The organism is Streptomyces sp. NBC_00370, assembly GCF_036084755.1.
Lineage (GTDB): Bacteria > Actinomycetota > Actinomycetes > Streptomycetales > Streptomycetaceae > Streptomyces.
The window spans coordinates 1,023,534-1,039,861 of the sequence record NZ_CP107968.1 but is presented as its reverse complement, the minus strand read 5'-3'; the positions used below and the strand labels follow the sequence as shown (position 1 = coordinate 1,039,861).

Annotated in this window: 17 protein-coding genes; 4 read left to right on the top strand and 13 right to left on the bottom strand. The window is 71.6% G+C overall.

The window, feature by feature from the left end; translation table 11 throughout:
- Window positions 1–58 precede the first annotated feature (58 nt).
- A complete protein-coding gene (locus tag OHS57_RS04490; RefSeq protein ID WP_328581097.1) occupies window positions 59–2,506 on the bottom strand; it encodes a beta-L-arabinofuranosidase domain-containing protein in 2,448 nt (815 codons plus the stop codon).
- 137 nt (window positions 2,507–2,643) lie between these two features.
- Complete coding sequence (locus OHS57_RS04485; RefSeq protein ID WP_328581096.1) at window positions 2,644–3,702, bottom strand: aldo/keto reductase; 1,059 nt, start codon at window positions 3,700–3,702, stop codon at window positions 2,644–2,646.
- 111 nt (window positions 3,703–3,813) lie between these two features.
- On the opposite strand from OHS57_RS04485, the gene OHS57_RS04480 reads away from it, so the two are divergent.
- Window positions 3,814–4,485: a TetR/AcrR family transcriptional regulator gene (locus OHS57_RS04480; RefSeq protein WP_328581095.1), complete on the top strand. Its 672-nt coding sequence runs from the start codon at window positions 3,814–3,816 to the stop codon at window positions 4,483–4,485.
- 71 nt (window positions 4,486–4,556) lie between these two features.
- Window positions 4,557–5,000: an ATP-binding protein gene (locus OHS57_RS04475; RefSeq protein ID WP_042000384.1), complete on the top strand. Its 444-nt coding sequence runs from the start codon at window positions 4,557–4,559 to the stop codon at window positions 4,998–5,000.
- Window positions 5,001–5,028: 28 nt separating this feature from the next.
- Here OHS57_RS04475 and pcp read toward each other — a convergent pair whose 3' ends face one another.
- The 3 genes from pcp to OHS57_RS04460 form a co-directional block, all read right to left on the bottom strand.
- The gene (gene pcp / locus OHS57_RS04470) at window positions 5,029–5,670 is read right to left on the bottom strand and encodes a pyroglutamyl-peptidase I (RefSeq protein WP_328581094.1); all 642 of its coding nucleotides are present in this window, start codon (window positions 5,668–5,670) and stop codon (window positions 5,029–5,031) included.
- Between the two features lie 72 nt (window positions 5,671–5,742).
- The gene (locus tag OHS57_RS04465) at window positions 5,743–6,612 is read right to left on the bottom strand and encodes an ABC transporter substrate-binding protein (RefSeq protein WP_328581093.1); all 870 of its coding nucleotides are present in this window, start codon (window positions 6,610–6,612) and stop codon (window positions 5,743–5,745) included.
- A gap of 216 nt (window positions 6,613–6,828) precedes the next feature.
- Entirely contained in the window at window positions 6,829–7,404 is a 576-nt protein-coding gene (locus tag OHS57_RS04460; protein WP_041998302.1) for a TerD family protein, read from the bottom strand.
- A gap of 103 nt (window positions 7,405–7,507) precedes the next feature.
- On the opposite strand from OHS57_RS04460, the gene OHS57_RS04455 reads away from it, so the two are divergent.
- Window positions 7,508–7,912 (top strand): BlaI/MecI/CopY family transcriptional regulator, encoded by a 405-nt coding sequence (locus OHS57_RS04455; protein ID WP_041998304.1) that lies wholly within the window; start codon window positions 7,508–7,510, stop codon window positions 7,910–7,912.
- Window positions 7,913–7,948: 36 nt separating this feature from the next.
- On the opposite strand, the gene OHS57_RS04450 is transcribed toward OHS57_RS04455, so the two are convergent.
- The 6 genes from OHS57_RS04450 to OHS57_RS04425 form a co-directional block, all read right to left on the bottom strand.
- A complete protein-coding gene (locus OHS57_RS04450; protein ID WP_041998306.1) occupies window positions 7,949–9,511 on the bottom strand; it encodes an SDR family oxidoreductase in 1,563 nt (520 codons plus the stop codon).
- A gap of 325 nt (window positions 9,512–9,836) precedes the next feature.
- On the bottom strand, window positions 9,837–10,247 hold the full coding sequence (locus OHS57_RS04445; RefSeq protein ID WP_328581092.1) for a PTS-dependent dihydroxyacetone kinase phosphotransferase subunit DhaM: 411 nt from the start codon (window positions 10,245–10,247) through the stop codon (window positions 9,837–9,839).
- Window positions 10,244–10,873: a dihydroxyacetone kinase subunit DhaL gene (gene dhaL, locus OHS57_RS04440; protein WP_041998313.1), complete on the bottom strand. Its 630-nt coding sequence runs from the start codon at window positions 10,871–10,873 to the stop codon at window positions 10,244–10,246. Before dhaL ends, OHS57_RS04445 begins: the two co-directional genes overlap by 4 nt.
- A 92-nt stretch (window positions 10,874–10,965) precedes the next feature.
- Window positions 10,966–11,958 (bottom strand): dihydroxyacetone kinase subunit DhaK, encoded by a 993-nt coding sequence (gene dhaK / locus OHS57_RS04435; protein WP_041998315.1) that lies wholly within the window; start codon window positions 11,956–11,958, stop codon window positions 10,966–10,968.
- A 218-nt stretch (window positions 11,959–12,176) separates the two neighbouring features.
- Window positions 12,177–13,364: a GDSL-type esterase/lipase family protein gene (locus OHS57_RS04430; protein WP_328581091.1), complete on the bottom strand. Its 1,188-nt coding sequence runs from the start codon at window positions 13,362–13,364 to the stop codon at window positions 12,177–12,179.
- 93 nt (window positions 13,365–13,457) lie between these two features.
- Entirely contained in the window at window positions 13,458–14,027 is a 570-nt protein-coding gene (locus OHS57_RS04425; RefSeq protein WP_041998319.1) for a TetR/AcrR family transcriptional regulator, read from the bottom strand.
- A gap of 71 nt (window positions 14,028–14,098) precedes the next feature.
- Here OHS57_RS04425 and OHS57_RS04420 point away from each other — a divergent pair, with 71 nt between their 5' ends.
- A complete protein-coding gene (locus OHS57_RS04420) occupies window positions 14,099–14,590 on the top strand; it encodes an FBP domain-containing protein (protein ID WP_041998330.1) in 492 nt (163 codons plus the stop codon).
- 43 nt (window positions 14,591–14,633) lie between these two features.
- Here the strand turns inward: OHS57_RS04420 and OHS57_RS04415 are convergent, their stop codons facing one another.
- Both OHS57_RS04415 and OHS57_RS04410 read right to left on the bottom strand, forming a co-directional pair.
- Complete coding sequence (locus tag OHS57_RS04415) at window positions 14,634–15,299, bottom strand: TetR/AcrR family transcriptional regulator (protein WP_328581090.1); 666 nt, start codon at window positions 15,297–15,299, stop codon at window positions 14,634–14,636.
- Window positions 15,300–15,353: 54 nt separating this feature from the next.
- Entirely contained in the window at window positions 15,354–16,256 is a 903-nt protein-coding gene (locus OHS57_RS04410) for a LysR family transcriptional regulator (protein WP_328581089.1), read from the bottom strand.
- Between the last annotated feature and the right edge of the window lie 72 nt (window positions 16,257–16,328).

The window sequence follows — 16,328 nt, the reverse complement described above, 5'->3', positions numbered from 1 at the left end:
CCGTAGCGACGCTCGCGCGAGCGCGTGTCATCCGCTACGGACGGCCGGTGCCCCGGGCTCAGAGCAGCTTCCACAGATGGTCGTCGGTCCCGGTGTCGGCGAACTGCACCACCTGGGCGCTGTCGGCCGTCGACATCCCGTCCACGCCCAGCACCTTGCCGCTGTGCTTGTTGCGGACGAGGAACCACCCGTCGCCCTTGTCGACCAGTTGCCACAGATGGTCGTCGGTGCCGTTGTCAGCGAACTGCACCACCCGCGCGCTGTCGGCGGTCGACATCAGGTCGACACCGAGCACCTTCCCGCTGTTGCCGTTCCTGATGAGCTGCCAGCCGCCGCCCGCGTCGGTCAGCTGCCAGGCGTGGTCGGCCGTACCGGAGTTGGTGAACTGGACCACCCGCGCGCTGTCGGCCAGCGACATGCCGTCCACGGCGAGCACCTTGCCGCTGTGCTTGTTCTGGACGCGCCGGTACGGGGGCGCGACCACCCAGGCGTGCCCGTCGGGCGCCGCGGTCGGGAACGCGCTGATCCGCAGCCGGGCCGCGCCCATCGGGATCAGTGTCACCTCCTCGGGCGCCGCCGCGCTGCGCGCGGGGCTGTCCTGGAGCGGGGTGACGACATGCTGGGCGTCGGCGGTCCACTCGGCGAGACGGCGGGCCGGCGCCGTGATCCGTACCGGTGCGCCGTCCTGGGTGAACGGGTCGGCGGCGAGCGGCCCCGCGTCTGCCGTGAACCGCAGGCCGCCGAGCGGGTCGGGCGCGAGGGCGTAGTTCCAGGCGGTGGTGGCGTGCACGGCGTACTCGGGGAAGTCGGCGGTGCCCGCGTAACGGTCGTACCGCTCACCGATCTTGAGCGAATAGCTCAGCGGCCCGTGGTCCACACCGACCGCGCCGTGGTTGTGCTGCCAGGTGCGTACGGTGGTGCGCTGCGGCAGCCGCAGGGTGACCTGGTCGCCGCTGTGCCAGGTGCGGTCGACCTTGACGAAGGCAGGTCCGGCGGGGGCGCTCACCCGCGCGCCGGCCACGGTCAGTTCGGGGTTGGCGCACCAGCCGGGGATGCGCAGCCGGAGCGGGAAGGCGACCGCCTTCGGGGTGGTGACCGTGAGGGTGACCGTCTCCTTGAAGGGGTAGTCGGTGTCCTCGGTGACGGTGACCAGCGTCCCGTCGCCGCCCACCTTCGCGCGCACCGCGCTCGCCGCGTACAGCGAGGCGGCCAGGCCGAGGTCGGGTGTCGCCAGCCACAGCTCCTCGGTGAAGTAGGGCCAGCCCATGCCGTAGTTGTGCGGGCAGCAGCGGTACTGGTCGACGCCCGGCTGGAACGACTGCATGGCGAAGCCGTTCTGGAACTGGCCGTTCGTCTTGGGGGTGTTGTCGAGATCGACACTGTTCGCTGCTGTGATGTAGTGAATGCCACGGCCCTGCGGGTCGGTGGCGGCGGGCAGCATGTTGAAGGCCAGTTCCTCGCAGCGGTCGGCCCACACCGGATCGCCGGTGATCCGGGTCAACAGCTCGTGGCTGGCCATGAATTCGACGATGCCGCAGCTCTCGAACCCCTGCCGGGGGTCGCCGAACCCGGGCCGCGCGTTCTCGTCGCCGGCGAAGCCGCCGCCGGGGAACTGCCCGTACGTGCCCATCACGTTGGCGTAGTTGCGGTACGTGGCGTTCGTGAGATCGGCCGACCCCGAGCGCAGGGCGTACTGGGCGGGTTCGCGGAAGCCCTGGGCGATGTTGACGTTGTGCAGGTCGGGGAAGTGGTCGACCCAGTTCGCGCCATGGTTGTGCATCGAGTCGGCCAGGTCCAGGAGGAACGACTCACCGGTGCGGTTGTAGACCCAGAAGACCACGTCGAGGCCGTCGCCCCAACGCTTCGACACCCAGCTGGAGTTGAAGGCGCCGGGCCCTTGCGCGTTCATGAAGCGCAGGAACGGGAGCAGGAAGGGGATGATCCGGGTGTCGCCGGTGAACTCCTCGTGCGAGCGCAGGGCCTGGAGCAGCGGGAGGTACGGCCAGAAGTCCGGCCCGCCGTTCAGCGCGGTGCGCAGCCGCGTGGGGCCGAAGAAGCCGTCCGGCTGCTGGGTCGCGATGATCGCGTCGATCCAGCGCCCTGCGGCGTCGATGGCGGCCCGGTCGCCGGTGAGGGCGCCGAGTCCGACGTATCCGCGCAGCCAGTAGGTGACTTCCTCCCAGCCCGCCTTCTCCGGGTGCACCCAGCCCGACTCGTCGAACTGGAGGAAGTGGGAGACCTCGGCGTACCGGCCGAACAGTCCGCCGAGCAGCTGCCTGAGCTGTCCGGCCAGCCAGCCGCGCGCCGTGACACTGCCGAGTGGCAGCTTCTGGAAGGCGGCGGGGGCCAGCGGGGCCGCGTTCGGGGTGTACCAGCCGCCGGCCGGTGCGGCCTTCGCCGCCGCGCCCGGCGTCACGGCCGAAGCCGGTGCGGCGAAGTGTCCGAGGACGCCCGCACCGCCGAGTGTGAGGGCGCCGGCGTGCAGGAAGCGTCGTCTGTCGATCATGACCGGGGACTCCCGTCCTTCGTGCGTTGCCCGACCGTCCTGTACAACGTTGCAAATAAGTTCGTTGGCATGACAGCACGCAGCCCTCGCCTTGTCCAGGTCCATGACAAAAGCGAGGGCTCTCCGAGCGGCGGCCGTCAGGCCACCGGGACCGCGCGGGTACGGAACCGGTCGGCGTCCCCGCCGAGCACCACCGCGCGCTGCGCCTCGATCTGCTCGTGCGGCTGGCCGAGCGTGATCGCCCCGGCCTCCGTCAGCCGCTGGTACTGCTCGGCGCTCAGCGGCACGTCGAGCGCGGCCAGATAGTCGTCCAGCTGCTTGACGGTGCGCGGGCCGATGATCGGCACATAGGCCGTGCTGGCACGGGCCGCCCGCTCACGCAGCCACGCCATCGCCACCTGCGCCGGCGGCGCCCCGATCTCCTCCGCCACGGCGAGGACCGCGTCGACCGCCGCCGTCTTGCGGCCGCCGTCCTCGGTGTGGAGCAGCCGCTTGAGCACGGTCTGCTGCCGTCCCTCGTCACCGTCGCGGTACTTGCCGGTCAGCAGGCCGCCGCCCAGCGGCGACCACAGCGCGGCGCCGAGCCCCAGCGCATCGGCCATCGGAAGCAGCTCACGGTCGGCGCTGCGCTCCACCAGGCTGTACTCGAACTGCACGGCGCTGACCGGGGCCCAGCCGCGCAGCTCCGCCAGGGCCACGGCACGCGAGACGCGCCAGGCGGGGAAGTTGGAGAGCCCCGCGTAGTGGATCTTCCCGGCGCTCACCAGGTCGTCCAGACCGCGCAGGATCTCCTCCATCGGGGTGACCGGGTCGGGGAAGTGCACCCAGAACAGGTCGATGTGGTCGGTCCTGAGCCGCCGCAGGCTGGCCTCGACCGCCCGCACCATGTTCTTGCGGCTGTTGCCCGTCGCCTGCACCCCGGCCTGCGGAGTGACCCCGTTGGTGAACTTCGTGGCGAGGGTGAAACGGTCGCGCTCGGCGGCGATGAGATCGGCCAGGATCTCCTCGGACTCGCCGAACTGGTAGCTCTCGGCCGTGTCGACGAAGGTGCCGCCCGCGTCGGCGAACCGGTCGAAGATCTTGCGCGCCTCGGCGGGCTCCGCCCCCGTACCCCATCGGGTGCCGAAGTTCCCCGCACCCAGGGCGTACTCGGACACCCGTAGTCCGTTGGCGCGGCCGAAGGTCGTGTACTGCATGGCGAGGCTCCTCATGTGCGACGGCGACCCGAAGCGAAGTAAACCGAATGTTCTACCTACGACGCTACACCGCACCCGCAGTCAAGTAAAACGATCGGTATGCTTGAGGGTGTGAAGACGACAGCGGAGGCAGTGGAACGACAGCCGCGCGGCGGCCGGGGGGCGCGCGAGCGGATCCTGACGACCGCGGAGAAGCTCTTCTACGAGCAGGGCGTCAACGCCACGGGGATGGAACAGCTCACCTCGGTCGCGCATGTCTCGCGGCGCACCTTCTACCAGCACTTCGCCGGCAAGGACGACCTCGTGGCCGCCTATCTGGCACGGGTCGGCGCACCCGGGTCCACGGGCCGCGAGCAGGTCCTCGACCGTACGGACCTGGCTGCCCGTGAGCGGCTGCTCGCGCTCTTCCGCGACCCGCCCGACGGTGCCGCGCTGCGCGGCTGCCCCTTCCACAACGCCGCCGTCGAGTTCGCCGACACGGACTCGGCCGTCCGCACGCTGGTCGGCGCACACAAGCGGGCATTCACCCGGCGCGTGACGGAGGTCGCCACCGAAGCGGGCGCGGCCGACCCGGCACAGCTCGGCAGCAGGCTCGCCGTCCTCTTCGAGGGCGCCACGTCGCTCGCCCTCTCGCTGAACGAGCCGCGGCCCTTCGCCGACGCGCGCGAGCTGGCGACCCTGCTGGTCGACGCGGCGACGGAAGGCGGTAAAGGGCGCCGCCCCGGTGTCACGGTGATTGGTGATCATGATGCCCGGGCACTCGAAAGGAGTGACCGGCTGTAGCGGCGGCCCTCGGGCCGCTGCCGCCCCGACCGGGGCGGACGCCGGGTCGCTGAATGAAGGGAGTGGTCCGCATGCGTGCGCACAGACGCGCCCCCGGGCGTGCCGCACGTGCGACGTATCTTCTGCCGAGATCCGACACCTCGGCCCGGTGGGCGCGTCATCTGACCGGCGCCTATCTCGACCACGGCTGCGGTGAGCCGATCTCCGCCGATCAGATGGACGACGCCAAGCTCGTCGTCTCCGAACTGGTCACCAACGCCACCCGCTACGGCAGGGGCAGCTGCCGGCTCCGGCTGAGCGTGGGAAACGGCCAGGTCACCGTAGAGGTGCATGACGACAACCCGGCCCGGCCGGTGCTGCGCGTGGCGGAGCCGGCCCAGACGGTGGACACGGACAACGCGTCGGCCGAGAGCGGCCGTGGCATCGCGCTCGTCTGCGCGCTCTCGAACCAGTTCGTGGTGCTGCGCGGTCCCGGCACGGGCAAGACCGTGCAGGCCGTCCTCCCCGGCTGCTGAAGCCGCCCCCGTAGTCAGTCCGCGCTTCTCAGTGGAGCGCTCCTCCGACGACCCGCAGGTCGGTTGTCGTACGCGCTGCCGTGCTGAGCACGGCGGCGAGCCCCGTGGCGATGTCGCCGACCGCCATGGACGGCTCCCCTTTCTCCGTCACCTGGTGCGGGGCGAACGGCACATGTACGAACCCGCCGCGCAGCGCCGGGCGTTCGGTGGCGATGAGATGCGCGAGCCCGTAGAACACGTGGTTGCACACGAAGGTCCCGGCCGTCTGGGAGACGGCCGCGGGCAGCCCCGCCGCCCGCACCGCCTCGACGCAGGCCTTCACCGGCAGGGCCGCGAAATACGCCACGGGGCCGCCCGGGACGACCGGCTCGTCGACGGGCTGGTTGCCCGCGTTGTCGGGGATCCTCGCGTCGTCCACATTGACGGCGACCCGCTCCACGGCGAGCCCGGTCCTGCCGCCCGCCTGGCCCACGCACAGCACCAGCCGGGGGTCCGTCCGCCCGACGGCGGCGCGCAGCTCGTCCAGCGCCGTGCCGAAGACACAACTCAGCCTGACCGCCGTGATGTCGAGCCCGTCGGGCGGCGCCGCCGCCACGAGCGAGACCGCGTCCCAGGAGGGATTGACCTCCTCGCCGCCGAACGGTTCGAAGCCGGTGAGGAGCACGTTCATGAAAGCCGTCGCATGGAAGCCGTCCGTCAGAGGATCGTCCGACGATCCGACAAGCGTCGGAGTCGTACGCCGCTAATTGTCCTCGACGGCGTCGGCGACCGTGCCGAGGAGGCGGGCATGCGCATGATGGCTGCTCGGCGTCTCCGGGTTCCACGGCAGGATCCGGGCCCGCCCGGCGATTGCCCGCCAGTGCTCGTTGTCCGCGAACTGCTCGCGCGGCGCCGCGTTGGCCCGTACGTCCGCCAGCACGATGTCCGGCGCGAGCGCGGCGGCCTCGGACCACTGTGCGGTGTACCAGTTGGCGCCAGGCCCTTCCGGCGGTTCGACGAGCCTGACCCCGAGATCGCTCAGGAACCGCAGGTCCGGCCAGGTCTGCGGGCGGGCCAGATACGCCGTGCCGGCGTCGGCCGCCGACAGGGCGAGCACCCGGGGGCCGCCGCCGGCCGCCGTCAGCGACCGCAGCCGGTCCTCGGCGGCCGCCAGCTCGGCGACGGCCGGCTCCCGGGGAGCACCCAGGGCCGAAGCCAGCTCGCCGAACCGGTCGCGGATCGCGGCGAGCGTGCGGTCCTTGCCCACGTCCAGGACGACGACGGGGACCTGCTCCTCCAGATGCTTGGCCGCCTCCGGATCGATGCCGTAGATCTGTCCGCCGCCGTAGCTGACGGCCACCACAAGACCTGGCCCGGCGGCGATCAGCCCGTCCAGGTCGATACCGCTGCCCGCGCCGAAGTTCCGTACCTCGGACAGCGGCAGCTCACCCGCCTTGGCCGCGTCGGGGGTGTCGCCGTCATGGTGCGAACCGAAGATGCCCAAGGGGCGCAGACCGTGGTCCCAGAGCGTCGCTGCCGCCTGTATGTAGGCGACCACCCGCTCCGGTCTTGCGGCTGCCGTGGTCAGATGACCTCGGTCGTCGGTGAACTCCCAGGTGTGCTGCGGCTGCATGCCTCGCCTCGTTCCGCTCGGGTCCCCGGTGCTGTGGGTCGGGTGTCGCACGGGCGGCGCCTGTAGGCGCCACTGACTCCATGCCCAGCGGGGACCGGCCGGACTCCAACGGACGCCCCGGCGTGGCTCGATGCCACTACGACATGGCAGTGGGGCACAGGGCCGCTGCCCTGTGCCCCACGTGACGCCTGGAGACCCGGCGGTCCGACCGTACGGTCAGACGCCTACGCCGAAGTCGGCCGCGATTCCGGACAGTCCACTGGCATATCCCTGGCCGACCGCGCGGAACTTCCACTCCGCGCCGTTGCGGTACAGCTCGCCGAAGACCATCGCGGTCTCCGTCGCCGCGTCCTCGCTCAGGTCGTAGCGGGCCAGCTCGGCGCCGCCGTCCTGGTTGACGACGCGGATGAACGCGTTGCGGACCTGGCCGAAACTCTGCCCACGGCTTTCCGCGTCATGGATCGAGACGGGGAAGACGATCTTGCTGACCTCGGCGGGCACGGCCGCGAGATTCACCTTGACCACCTCGTCGTCGCCCTCGCCCTCGCCGGTGAGGTTGTCACCGGTGTGCTCGACGGATCCGTCGGGGCTCTTGAGGTTGTTGTAGAAGACGAAGTTCTGGTCGGTGCCGACCTTGCCGGCCTCGTTGACCAGCAGGGCGCTGGCGTCCAGGTCGTAGTCGGTGCCGGTCGTCGTCCGTACGTCCCAGCCGAGCCCGACCAGTACCGCCGTCAGTCCGGGTGCCTCCTTGGTGAGCGAGACATTGCCGCCTTTGGACAGGGAAACTCCCACGCTGCTCCTCCTGATGTGCGCTGGTGACCGTAACCAAAATCTACAACACTGTAGAAGTCAGCGGCCGGTGAGCGGCCGACGAGCGTGGCGGAGGGAGACGGCGTTGGGGGAGTACGGCGGTACGCACGGCGGCCCCCGCAGACGCGGCAGGGGCGAACTGGAGTCGCTGGTGCTCGCGGCGCTGCGCCAGGCGCCGGGACCCGCGACGGCCGACTGGGTGCGGCACCGGCTCGGCGACGACCTCGCCTACACGACGGTGATGACCATCCTGACCAGGCTCTACGCCAAGCACGCCGTCACCAGACAGCGGTCGGGCCGCGCCTTCGAATGGCGCGCGGCCCTGGACGAGGCCGGCCTCGCGGCGCTGCGGATGCGCAAGGTGCTGGAGAGCGCGGGCGACCGGGCGGCCGTCCTCACCAGCTTCGTCACCGGACTCGGGCCGGCCGACGAGGGCCTGCTGCGGGACCTGCTGTCCCGCAGGACCGACCGGCGCGGCGACAGCACGTAAGGGCTCGCTCGGGGCTGCGTGGCGCGGGGGCTCGCGTCACCGCTTCGTGACGGTGACAGGACCCGGATCGGACCGGCCGGGCGGGGTCACCTGGGCCGCCGCGTGGGCCGCTCCCGTGATGTTGCGCGCCATACCGCCGAACACCGCCGAGTGGAACGGCCACACGCTCCACCAGTACGCGTGTCCCAGCAGCCCCTGCGGATGGAACAGCGCCCGCTGCCGGAAGACCGCCTGCCCTTCGCCCTCCGGGTCGGCCCGCAGCTCCAGCCAGGCAAGACCGGGCAGCCGCATCTCGGCCCGCAGCCGCAGCAGCCTGCCCTGCTCGATCTCCTCGACCCGCCAGAAGTCCAGCGCGTCACCGACCCGCAGCCGCCGCGCGTCCCGCCGGCCGCGCCGCAGTCCGACACCCCCGACGAGCCGGTCGAGCCAGCCCCGCACCACCCACGCCTGCCGGAACGAGTACCAGCCGTTCTCCCCGCCGATCCCCTCGATGACCCGCCACAGCGCCTCCGGGGGAGCGTCCACCACCCGCTGCCGCCGGTCCGTGTACAGACTGCCGCCCGCCCAGTCGGGATCCGTCGGCAGCGGATCGCTCGGCGCGCCCGCCACCGAGGCGGACGACCAGCGGGTCGACACGTCGGCGTCCTGGATACGCCGAAGCGCCAGCTCGACCGCCCGGTCGAAGGTGGAGAGACCCTGCGGCGGATCCGGCACGTACCGGGCGATGTCCCGCTCGTGACAGACGACCTCGTGGCGCAGCGACTCCACCAGCGGCCGGGCGATCGACCGGGGCACCGGCGTGACCAGCCCCACCCAGTGGCTGGACAGCCGGGGCGTCAGCAGCGGCACAGGCAGAATCAGCCGCCGGGGCAGCCCGGCCACAGCGGCGTAGCGCCGCATCATGTCGAGGTACGTCAGCACGTCGGGGCCGCCGATGTCGAACGTGCGGTTGACATCGGCCGGGAGCGCGGCGCAGCCGACCAGATAGCGCAGCACATCGCGGACGGCGATCGGCTGAATGGTGGTGTGCACCCAGCTCGGGGTGACCATCACCGGCAGCCGCTCGGTCAGGTACCGCAGCATCTCGAACGACGCCGAACCCGACCCGATGATGACGGCGGCCCGCAGGACCGCCGTCGGCACGCCGGAATCCAGCAGGATCCGGCCCACCTCGGTACGCGAGCGAAGATGCGGCGACAGCTCGGCCTCGGGCACCCCGGCGGGGGTGAGCGCCCCGAGGAAGACGATGCGCCGCACCCCCTGGGCGCGCGCCTGCTCGGCGAAGACCTGCGCGGCGTGCCGGTCGGTGGCGGCGAAGTCCCGGCCGCCGCCCAGCGCGTGCACCAGGTAGTACGCCACGTCGATGCCGCGCAGCGCCTCGCCGACCGACTCGGCGTCGGTGACGTCGCCGCGTACCACCTCGGCGCGGTCGATCCAGGGATGGTCGCGCAGCGTGTGCGGCCGGCGCGCCAGACAGCGCACCTGGTGCCCGGCGTCCAGCAGCTCGGGCACCAGCCGCCCGCCGATGTACCCGGTGGCCCCGGTCACCAGGCACCGCAGCGCCCGGCCGTCGTTCGCATCTGTCGTCTCGCGGTCCATGGGTCGAGCCTGTGCCTGCGACGTCTGATGAGCAAGGCGAGGACGAGATCGAGCCATGTCCTGCGGGCCCATGGTGCTGCGGGTTGACGGGCCTGCGGCCCGTCCGCCCGGCCCCGTCCGGCGCGCGGTGGCCGCCGCGCGCCCCCGCGGCGTTGCCCAGGTCGGCCGGCTGGGCGACGCCCGAGCCCGTGTCCACCTCGGCGGCAGCCGTCGCGATCAGCTGCGAACGCGTACGAGCCTGCCGTCCGGCGTGCTGCCCGCAGGGCTCACGGCCTCCGCATGCGGCCCGCCCCGAGCGCGGACGGCAGCTCGTCGCGGAGCCTTCCTACGTCTTGCGGTACGAGTACGCCTCGGCTGCCGCGGCCTCCACGGCGTCCAGGTCGCCGCCCGCCGATGCCGTCACCACGGCGGCCACCGCGCCCTCCACGAACGGCGCGTCGATCAGGCGGGCGCCGTCGGGGAGTTCGTCGCCGTCGATCAGCAGCGTCTTGACCGTCAGGACGGCGCTGCCCAGGTCGACCAGCAGGGCCACGCCCGCGCCCCTGTCCACCTCTGCGGCAGCCGCCGTGATCAGCTCCGAACTCGTACCGAGCCCGCCGTCCGGTGTGCCGCCCGCCGCTGCGAGCGGTGCCTCGGGGCCGCTGCCCGCGAGACCGCGCGCCAGCTCGGCGACGGCCGCGGCGACCGGTCCGCTGTGCGACACGAGCACGATGCCGACGGGCTTCTCGACGCTCATCGGCTTTCCTCGGCGGCCGTGCCGAGCGCCGCGATCAGCAGGGCGGCGGACGTCGCGCCGGGGTCCTGGTGCCCGATGCTGCGCTCCCCGAGATAGCTCGCCCTGCCCTTGTGCGCCTGCATCGGCACGGTCGCCGCGGCGCCGGCCTCCGCCGCCTCGGCCGCCGCCCCGAACGACGTGCCGAGCGCGGTGACCGCCGGCTCCAGCGCGTCCAGCATCGTCTTGTCGCCGGCCTTGGCACCGCCGAGCTGGGCCACGGCCGCGACACCCGCGCCGAGCGCCTCGGCCAGCGTGGCGTGGCTGACCTCGGGCTCGTCGCCGAGCGCCTTGCCCGTACGCCGCAGCAGCGTCCCGTACAGCGGTCCCGAGGCGCCGCCCACGGTGGAGATCAGCTGCCGGCCCGCCAGGGTCAGTACGGCGGCGGGCGTGGCCGGCGACTCCTTCTCCAGTACGGCGGTCACGGCCCGGAAGCCGCGCTGCAGGTTGCTGCCGTGGTCGGCGTCGCCGATCGCCGAGTCCAGCTCGGTCAGCCGGTCGGCCTCCCGCTCGACCGCCGCCGCTGTGGCGATGAGCCAGCGGCGGAAGAAGGCGGCGTCGAGCGTCGGGTCGGGTTCCTGGTCAGGCACGTGATCTCCTCGAACCGTGAGTCGTTCTGTCCTGGGTCGGACTGTCCTGGGTCGGACTGCCTTGTGCGGACTGTCCTGTCTCGGACGGCGCTTCAGCGACCCCAGCGGAGCGCGGGGGTCTGCACCGGCGCGTCCCACAGTCGCAGCAGGTCCTCGTCGACCTGGCACAGGGTCACCGAGCAGCCCGCCATGTCGAGCGAGGTCACATAGTTCCCGACGAGCGTACGAGCCACCGACACACCCCGCTCGCCCAGCACCCGCTGCACCTCGGCGTTGAATCCGTACAGCTCCAGCAGCGGGGTGCCGCCCATGCCGTTGACCAGCGCGAGTACCGGGCCCGTCGGCTTCAGGTCCTCCAGGACCGCGTTCACCGCGAAGTCCGCGATCTCGCGGGACGTCATCATGGCGCGCCGCTCACGGCCCGGCTCGCCGTGGATGCCGATGCCCAGCTCCAGCTCGCCCTGCGGCAGGTCGAACGTCGGGCTGCCCTTGGCCGGCGTACTGACGGCGGTCAGCGCGACGCCGAAGCTGCGCGACGACTCGTTGACCTGCCGCGCGATGGCCTCGACCCGCTCCAGCGGCGCGCCCTCCTCGGCCGCGGCGCCCGCCAGTTTCTCGACGAAGAGCGTGGCACCCGTACCGCGCCGGCCGGCCGTGAACAGGCTGTCGGTGACCGCCACGTCATCGTTGACCAGGACCTTCGCGACCTGGACGCCCTCGTCCTCGGCGAGCTCGGCCGCCATGTCGAAGTTGAGGACGTCGCCGGTGTAGTTCTTCACGATGAACAGCACGCCCGCGCCGCTGTCCACGGCCGCGGCGGCCCGCACCATCTGGTCGGGCACGGGACTGGTGAACACCTCGCCGGGACACGCGGCGGAGAGCATCCCCGGGCCGACGAACCCGCCGTGCAGCGGCTCGTGTCCCGAGCCGCCGCCCGAGACGAGGCCGACCTTGCCGGCGACGGGCGCGTCGCGCCGTACCACCACGCGGTTCGCCACGTCCACGGCGAGGTCCGGATGCGCCGCCGCCATCCCGCGCAGCGCGTCGTCGACCACGGTTTCCGGCACGTTGATGAGCATCTTCACAGGGTCCTCCTGGGTGCGGTACCGGCCAGGCCCCGGGGACAGGCTCATGGCGGTTGACGTCGGTCTTCTCGCAGCGGTCAGTCAGCATTCAGTATCGAAGAGACACGCGTGATCGGGAAGTGACGCGCCGTGGACCCGCGATTCTGCTCGTCCGGTCCTGGATGGTCCTGGCCCGGTCTCAACCGGCCTCAGTCGGTCCCAGTCGGTCCCGTCCGGTCTCAGTCGGTCTTGGCCACGAAGGGACCGTCGGCGCCGAACGCGAGCCGGGCGAAGTTCTCGCCGATGCGCCGCTGCCCCGCCGGGTCCGGGTGGAGCTGGTCGGGCAGGGGAAGCTCGGCGTAGTCCTCCGGGCCGTACAGGTCGTTGCCGTCGAGGTAGTGCAGATGAGGGTCGTCCGCCGACCGCTGCGCGACGATGCGGGCCAGCTCCTCGCGGATGACGCCCAGCGTCAGCTTCCCCACCGCGCGCTCCGCCGGATCGCCGGCCGCCCTGAACCGCAGCGTGCCCTCGGAGATGTCGCTGAAGTCCGGGGCGCTGGGGCCGGGGGTGTCCTCGTGGATGGGGCAGTGGACGGGGGAGACGACCAGCAGCGGTGCGGTGGGGTGCCCCTCACGGATGGTGTCGAGGAAGCCGTGCACGGCCGGGGTGAAGGCGCGCAGCCGCATCAGGTCGGCGTTGACGAGATTGATGCCGATCTTGACGCTGATCAGGTCGGCCGGGGTGTCCCGCATGGTGCGGGCGGTGAACGGGTCGAGCAGCGCGCTGCCGCCGAGCCCGAGATTGATCAGCTCCACCGTGCCGAGGGACGCGGCCAGCGCGGGCCAGGTCGTGGTGGGGCTCGCGGAGTTGGAGCCGTGGCTGATCGAACTCCCGTGGTGCAGCCACACCTTGCGGCCCCGGTCCGGGGCGGGTTCGACGGGCGCGTCGGTGCGCAGCGCGACGAGCTGGGTGGTCTCGTTGTACGGCAGCCAGATCTCGATGTCCTTGTCCCTGGCGGGCAGTTCGTCGAAGCGGAGCGTGCCGGGCGGGCCCGGTTCCAAGTTCGCCGTGCCGGTGGTCATGTCGATGTGCAGGACGTTGCCGCCGCTCACACCGGCCTGGCCGGTCAGTTCACCGTCGACGAGCAGGTCGTACACCCCGTCGGGACGCAGCGGCGCGCCCTCGTAGGACGGCTTGGTGCGCAGGGTTTCGAGTTCGACGGCGGTGGCCCGGGTACGGAACGCCAGCCGCACACCGGACGGCTGGGACTCCGCCATGGCCAGCTGTCCGTCGGAGTACTGGGCGCGCGCCCAGGCGGGCAGCCGGTGCGGCAGCACCCCCTGGGGGGTCCGCTCCAGTTCGAGTGCGCCGCGCACGATGTCCTCGGTGATGGGTGTGCTGATCCAGTCGTGCCGGGTGGTGTTCATGGGGCTCCGCCTGCTGTTCGGGATGTTCGGGATGTTCGGGTGGTCGGTTGGGCGCTGTGCTGCGTACTGCAGCTCGCTCTGCGGCCTGACGGGTCAGGACCGGGGCCAGTCGCGCAGCATCGCGTCGAGGGAGTCGACGATCCAGGTCCAGCTCTCCTGGCTGTCGGGCAGGCTGTGGCTGAAACCACCGCTCATCTCCAGGCTCACGTAGCCGTGGAAGACGCTGCCGAGCAGCCGGACCGCGTGGGTCTGGTCCGGCTCCGTGAGGGCGTACCCGCGCAGGATCGCCCGCGTCATCTGGGCGTGCCGGACGCCTGCGCTCGCCGCCGCCGTCTCCGGGTCGAGCCTGAGCCGCGCCGCGTCGTAGCGGCCGGGGTGCTCCCGCGCGTAGTCGCGGTACGCGTCGGCGAAGGCGACCAGGGCGTCCTTGCCCGCGCGCCCCGCGAGCGCGGCGGAGACACGGTCGGCCAGCTCCTCCAAGGCGTACAGGGCGATCCGGATCCTGAGGTCGTCGGAGCTCTTCAGATGCGAGTACAGACTCGCGACCTTGACGTCGTACCGCCGGGCGAGCGCCGAGACGGTCACCTGGTCGAAGCCCACCTCGTCGGCGAGCTCCGCGGCTCCCTGGGTCAGGCGTTCCGGGGTCAGTCCTGCTCGAACCATAACCATCCCTCCTTCTGCCGAAACCCATTATGCATTTGCCTAAAACCTTTAGGCAAATTAGCCTGCGTGTCATGAGGCCGCTGACTGAGCGAGAGATCCGTACCGCGTTCGTGAACTGTTCCAAGGGCGAGGCGAAGCGCCTGTCCGTCCCCCACGACCTGGCCGAACGGCCCTGGGACGACCTGGACTTCTTCGGCTGGCGGGACCTCCAGGTCCCCGGCCGCGCCTGCCTCGCCACGGAGCTGGACGGCCGAACCGTGGCGCTCGTGCTGCGCTGCCCGAGTCCTGCCTTCCAGCAGGGGCGGCGCAGCATGTGCTCGATCTGTCTGACCACACACAGCGGAGGGGTCTCGCTGATGGTCGCCCCGAAGGCGGGCAAGGCAGGCCGGGAGGGCAACTCGGTGGGCGCCTACATGTGCAGCGACCTGGCCTGCCCGCTGTATCTGCGGGGGAAGAAGGACGCGGGTGTGGGCGCGCGGCTGCACGAGACGCTCACCATGGAGCAGAAGATCGAGCGGACCGTCGGGAACCTCGCGTCGTTCATCGCCAAGGTCACCGCGTGACGTAGCGGCGCGTGGCACCCGTCGGCTTCGGCCTCAGGCGGCCTCAGGCGGCCTCGACGGGGTCGCCCACGGCGCCGCCGGTGGCCGTGCGGATCGCACCCACGATGCGCGCCGAGACGGCCGACAGGTCCTTGAACTGGGCGAGATCGGTGCCGGCCAGCAGCATGGCGCCGATGTCCTCGTCCACCACCCGCATCGCCGCCGCGGCCGTCGCGGCGTGCAGCCGTACCTCGATGTCGTCGGCCGGGCGGCTCAGCCGGCTCGCGAGGATGCCGGTCAGCTCGTGTTCCACCTGGTCGCAGGCCATCAGCCAGGCCGAACGGATCGCCGGCTCCGTGTCGCCGAGGGCGATCATCTTGGTGGCGAGCATTTCGTCGGCCAACTCGGCCGGGTCCACGTCGGTCGCGCGCTTCTTCAGCTCCGCGACGATGTGATCTTCGAGGGAGCTGTGCCGGGGCCAGTCGCGCATCACGTTCATGAACCACTCGACGCCCTGCGTCACGATCGGCTCGGCGCAGCTCTCCTTGTTGCGGAAGTGCCGCCAGATGGTGCGTACGGAGAGCCCCACCGCGGCCGCGATCTGCTCACCGCTGGTGTCGGCGACGCCCTGCTTCCAGAACAGGCGCGCCGCCTCCCGGGAGATTTCGAGCCGCAGCCGCAGCCGTCGCTGCTCACTCATTCCGCCTGCCGCGCGCTTGTCCGCCGCCATGTCGTCCTCCGTCCAGGTGTCCGCTACCTCTTGCTCACCAGTGTCATCGTGTCACTAAGTGACGTCCGTGGCCAGCTCCGGGAGGCGACGCAGCGCGTCCAGCACGACACGTACCGCGGCGCGGGGCGGCGAGCCGCGGCGCACGGCGGCCGTGATCGTACGGGTCACCGGAGTCGGAAGTTCCCTGGTGGCGACGCGATAGCGGCGGTCGACCGCCAGGCCGGGCAGCAGCGCGATCGACAGCCCGGCCTCGACGTGCTGCAGCGTCATCATGTAGTTGCTGAACCTGCACACCACCCGCGGCTCGAAGCCCGACTGACGGCACAGCCGCTGGGCGAGATTGGCCATGTACGACTGCGGTACGTCGAACGCCCACGACTCGTCCGCGTACGCCGCCAGGTCGACGGCGCCGCGCCCCGCTGCCGGGTGCCCGGGAGGCACCACGAGCAGGACCGGCTCGGTGGCCAGCGGTACGAGGTCGAGGTCGGGCCCGAGCGGCAGCTCGTCGAAGTCGGTGGTCGTGATGATGACGTCCGCGTCGCCGTTGCGGAGCGCCGGCATGCTCTCGTGCGGCTCCAGTTGCAGCAACTCGATGTCGAGATGCGGGTGTTCGCGGGCCAGCCGGGTGACCGCCGGCACCGCCATGGTGTGGATCGCGCTCTGGAACGCCCCCAGCCGCACCAGCCCGGCGGGCTCTTCGCCGAAGCCGCGCAGCTCCGCCTCGACGGTGTCCATGTGGTCGAGGATCGCCCGCGCCCGCCGCGCGAGGATCAGCCCGGCGGGTGTCAGCCGCACCCGCCGCCCCGTGCGCTCCAGGAGCTGGGTACGGGTCTCGGCCTCCAGCACGGCGAGCTGCTGGGAGACGCTGGACGGGCTCAGGCTGGCCGCCTGGGCCACGGCCCGGACGGTGCCCAGTGTGTCCAGCTGGCTCAGCAGGCGCAGTCTCCAGGGATTCATCACCTCCCCAGTGTTGTGCGGTTATGCCGAACAGGAAAGCCGGAATTGTGAGATGGACGTGTTGCTCGGACG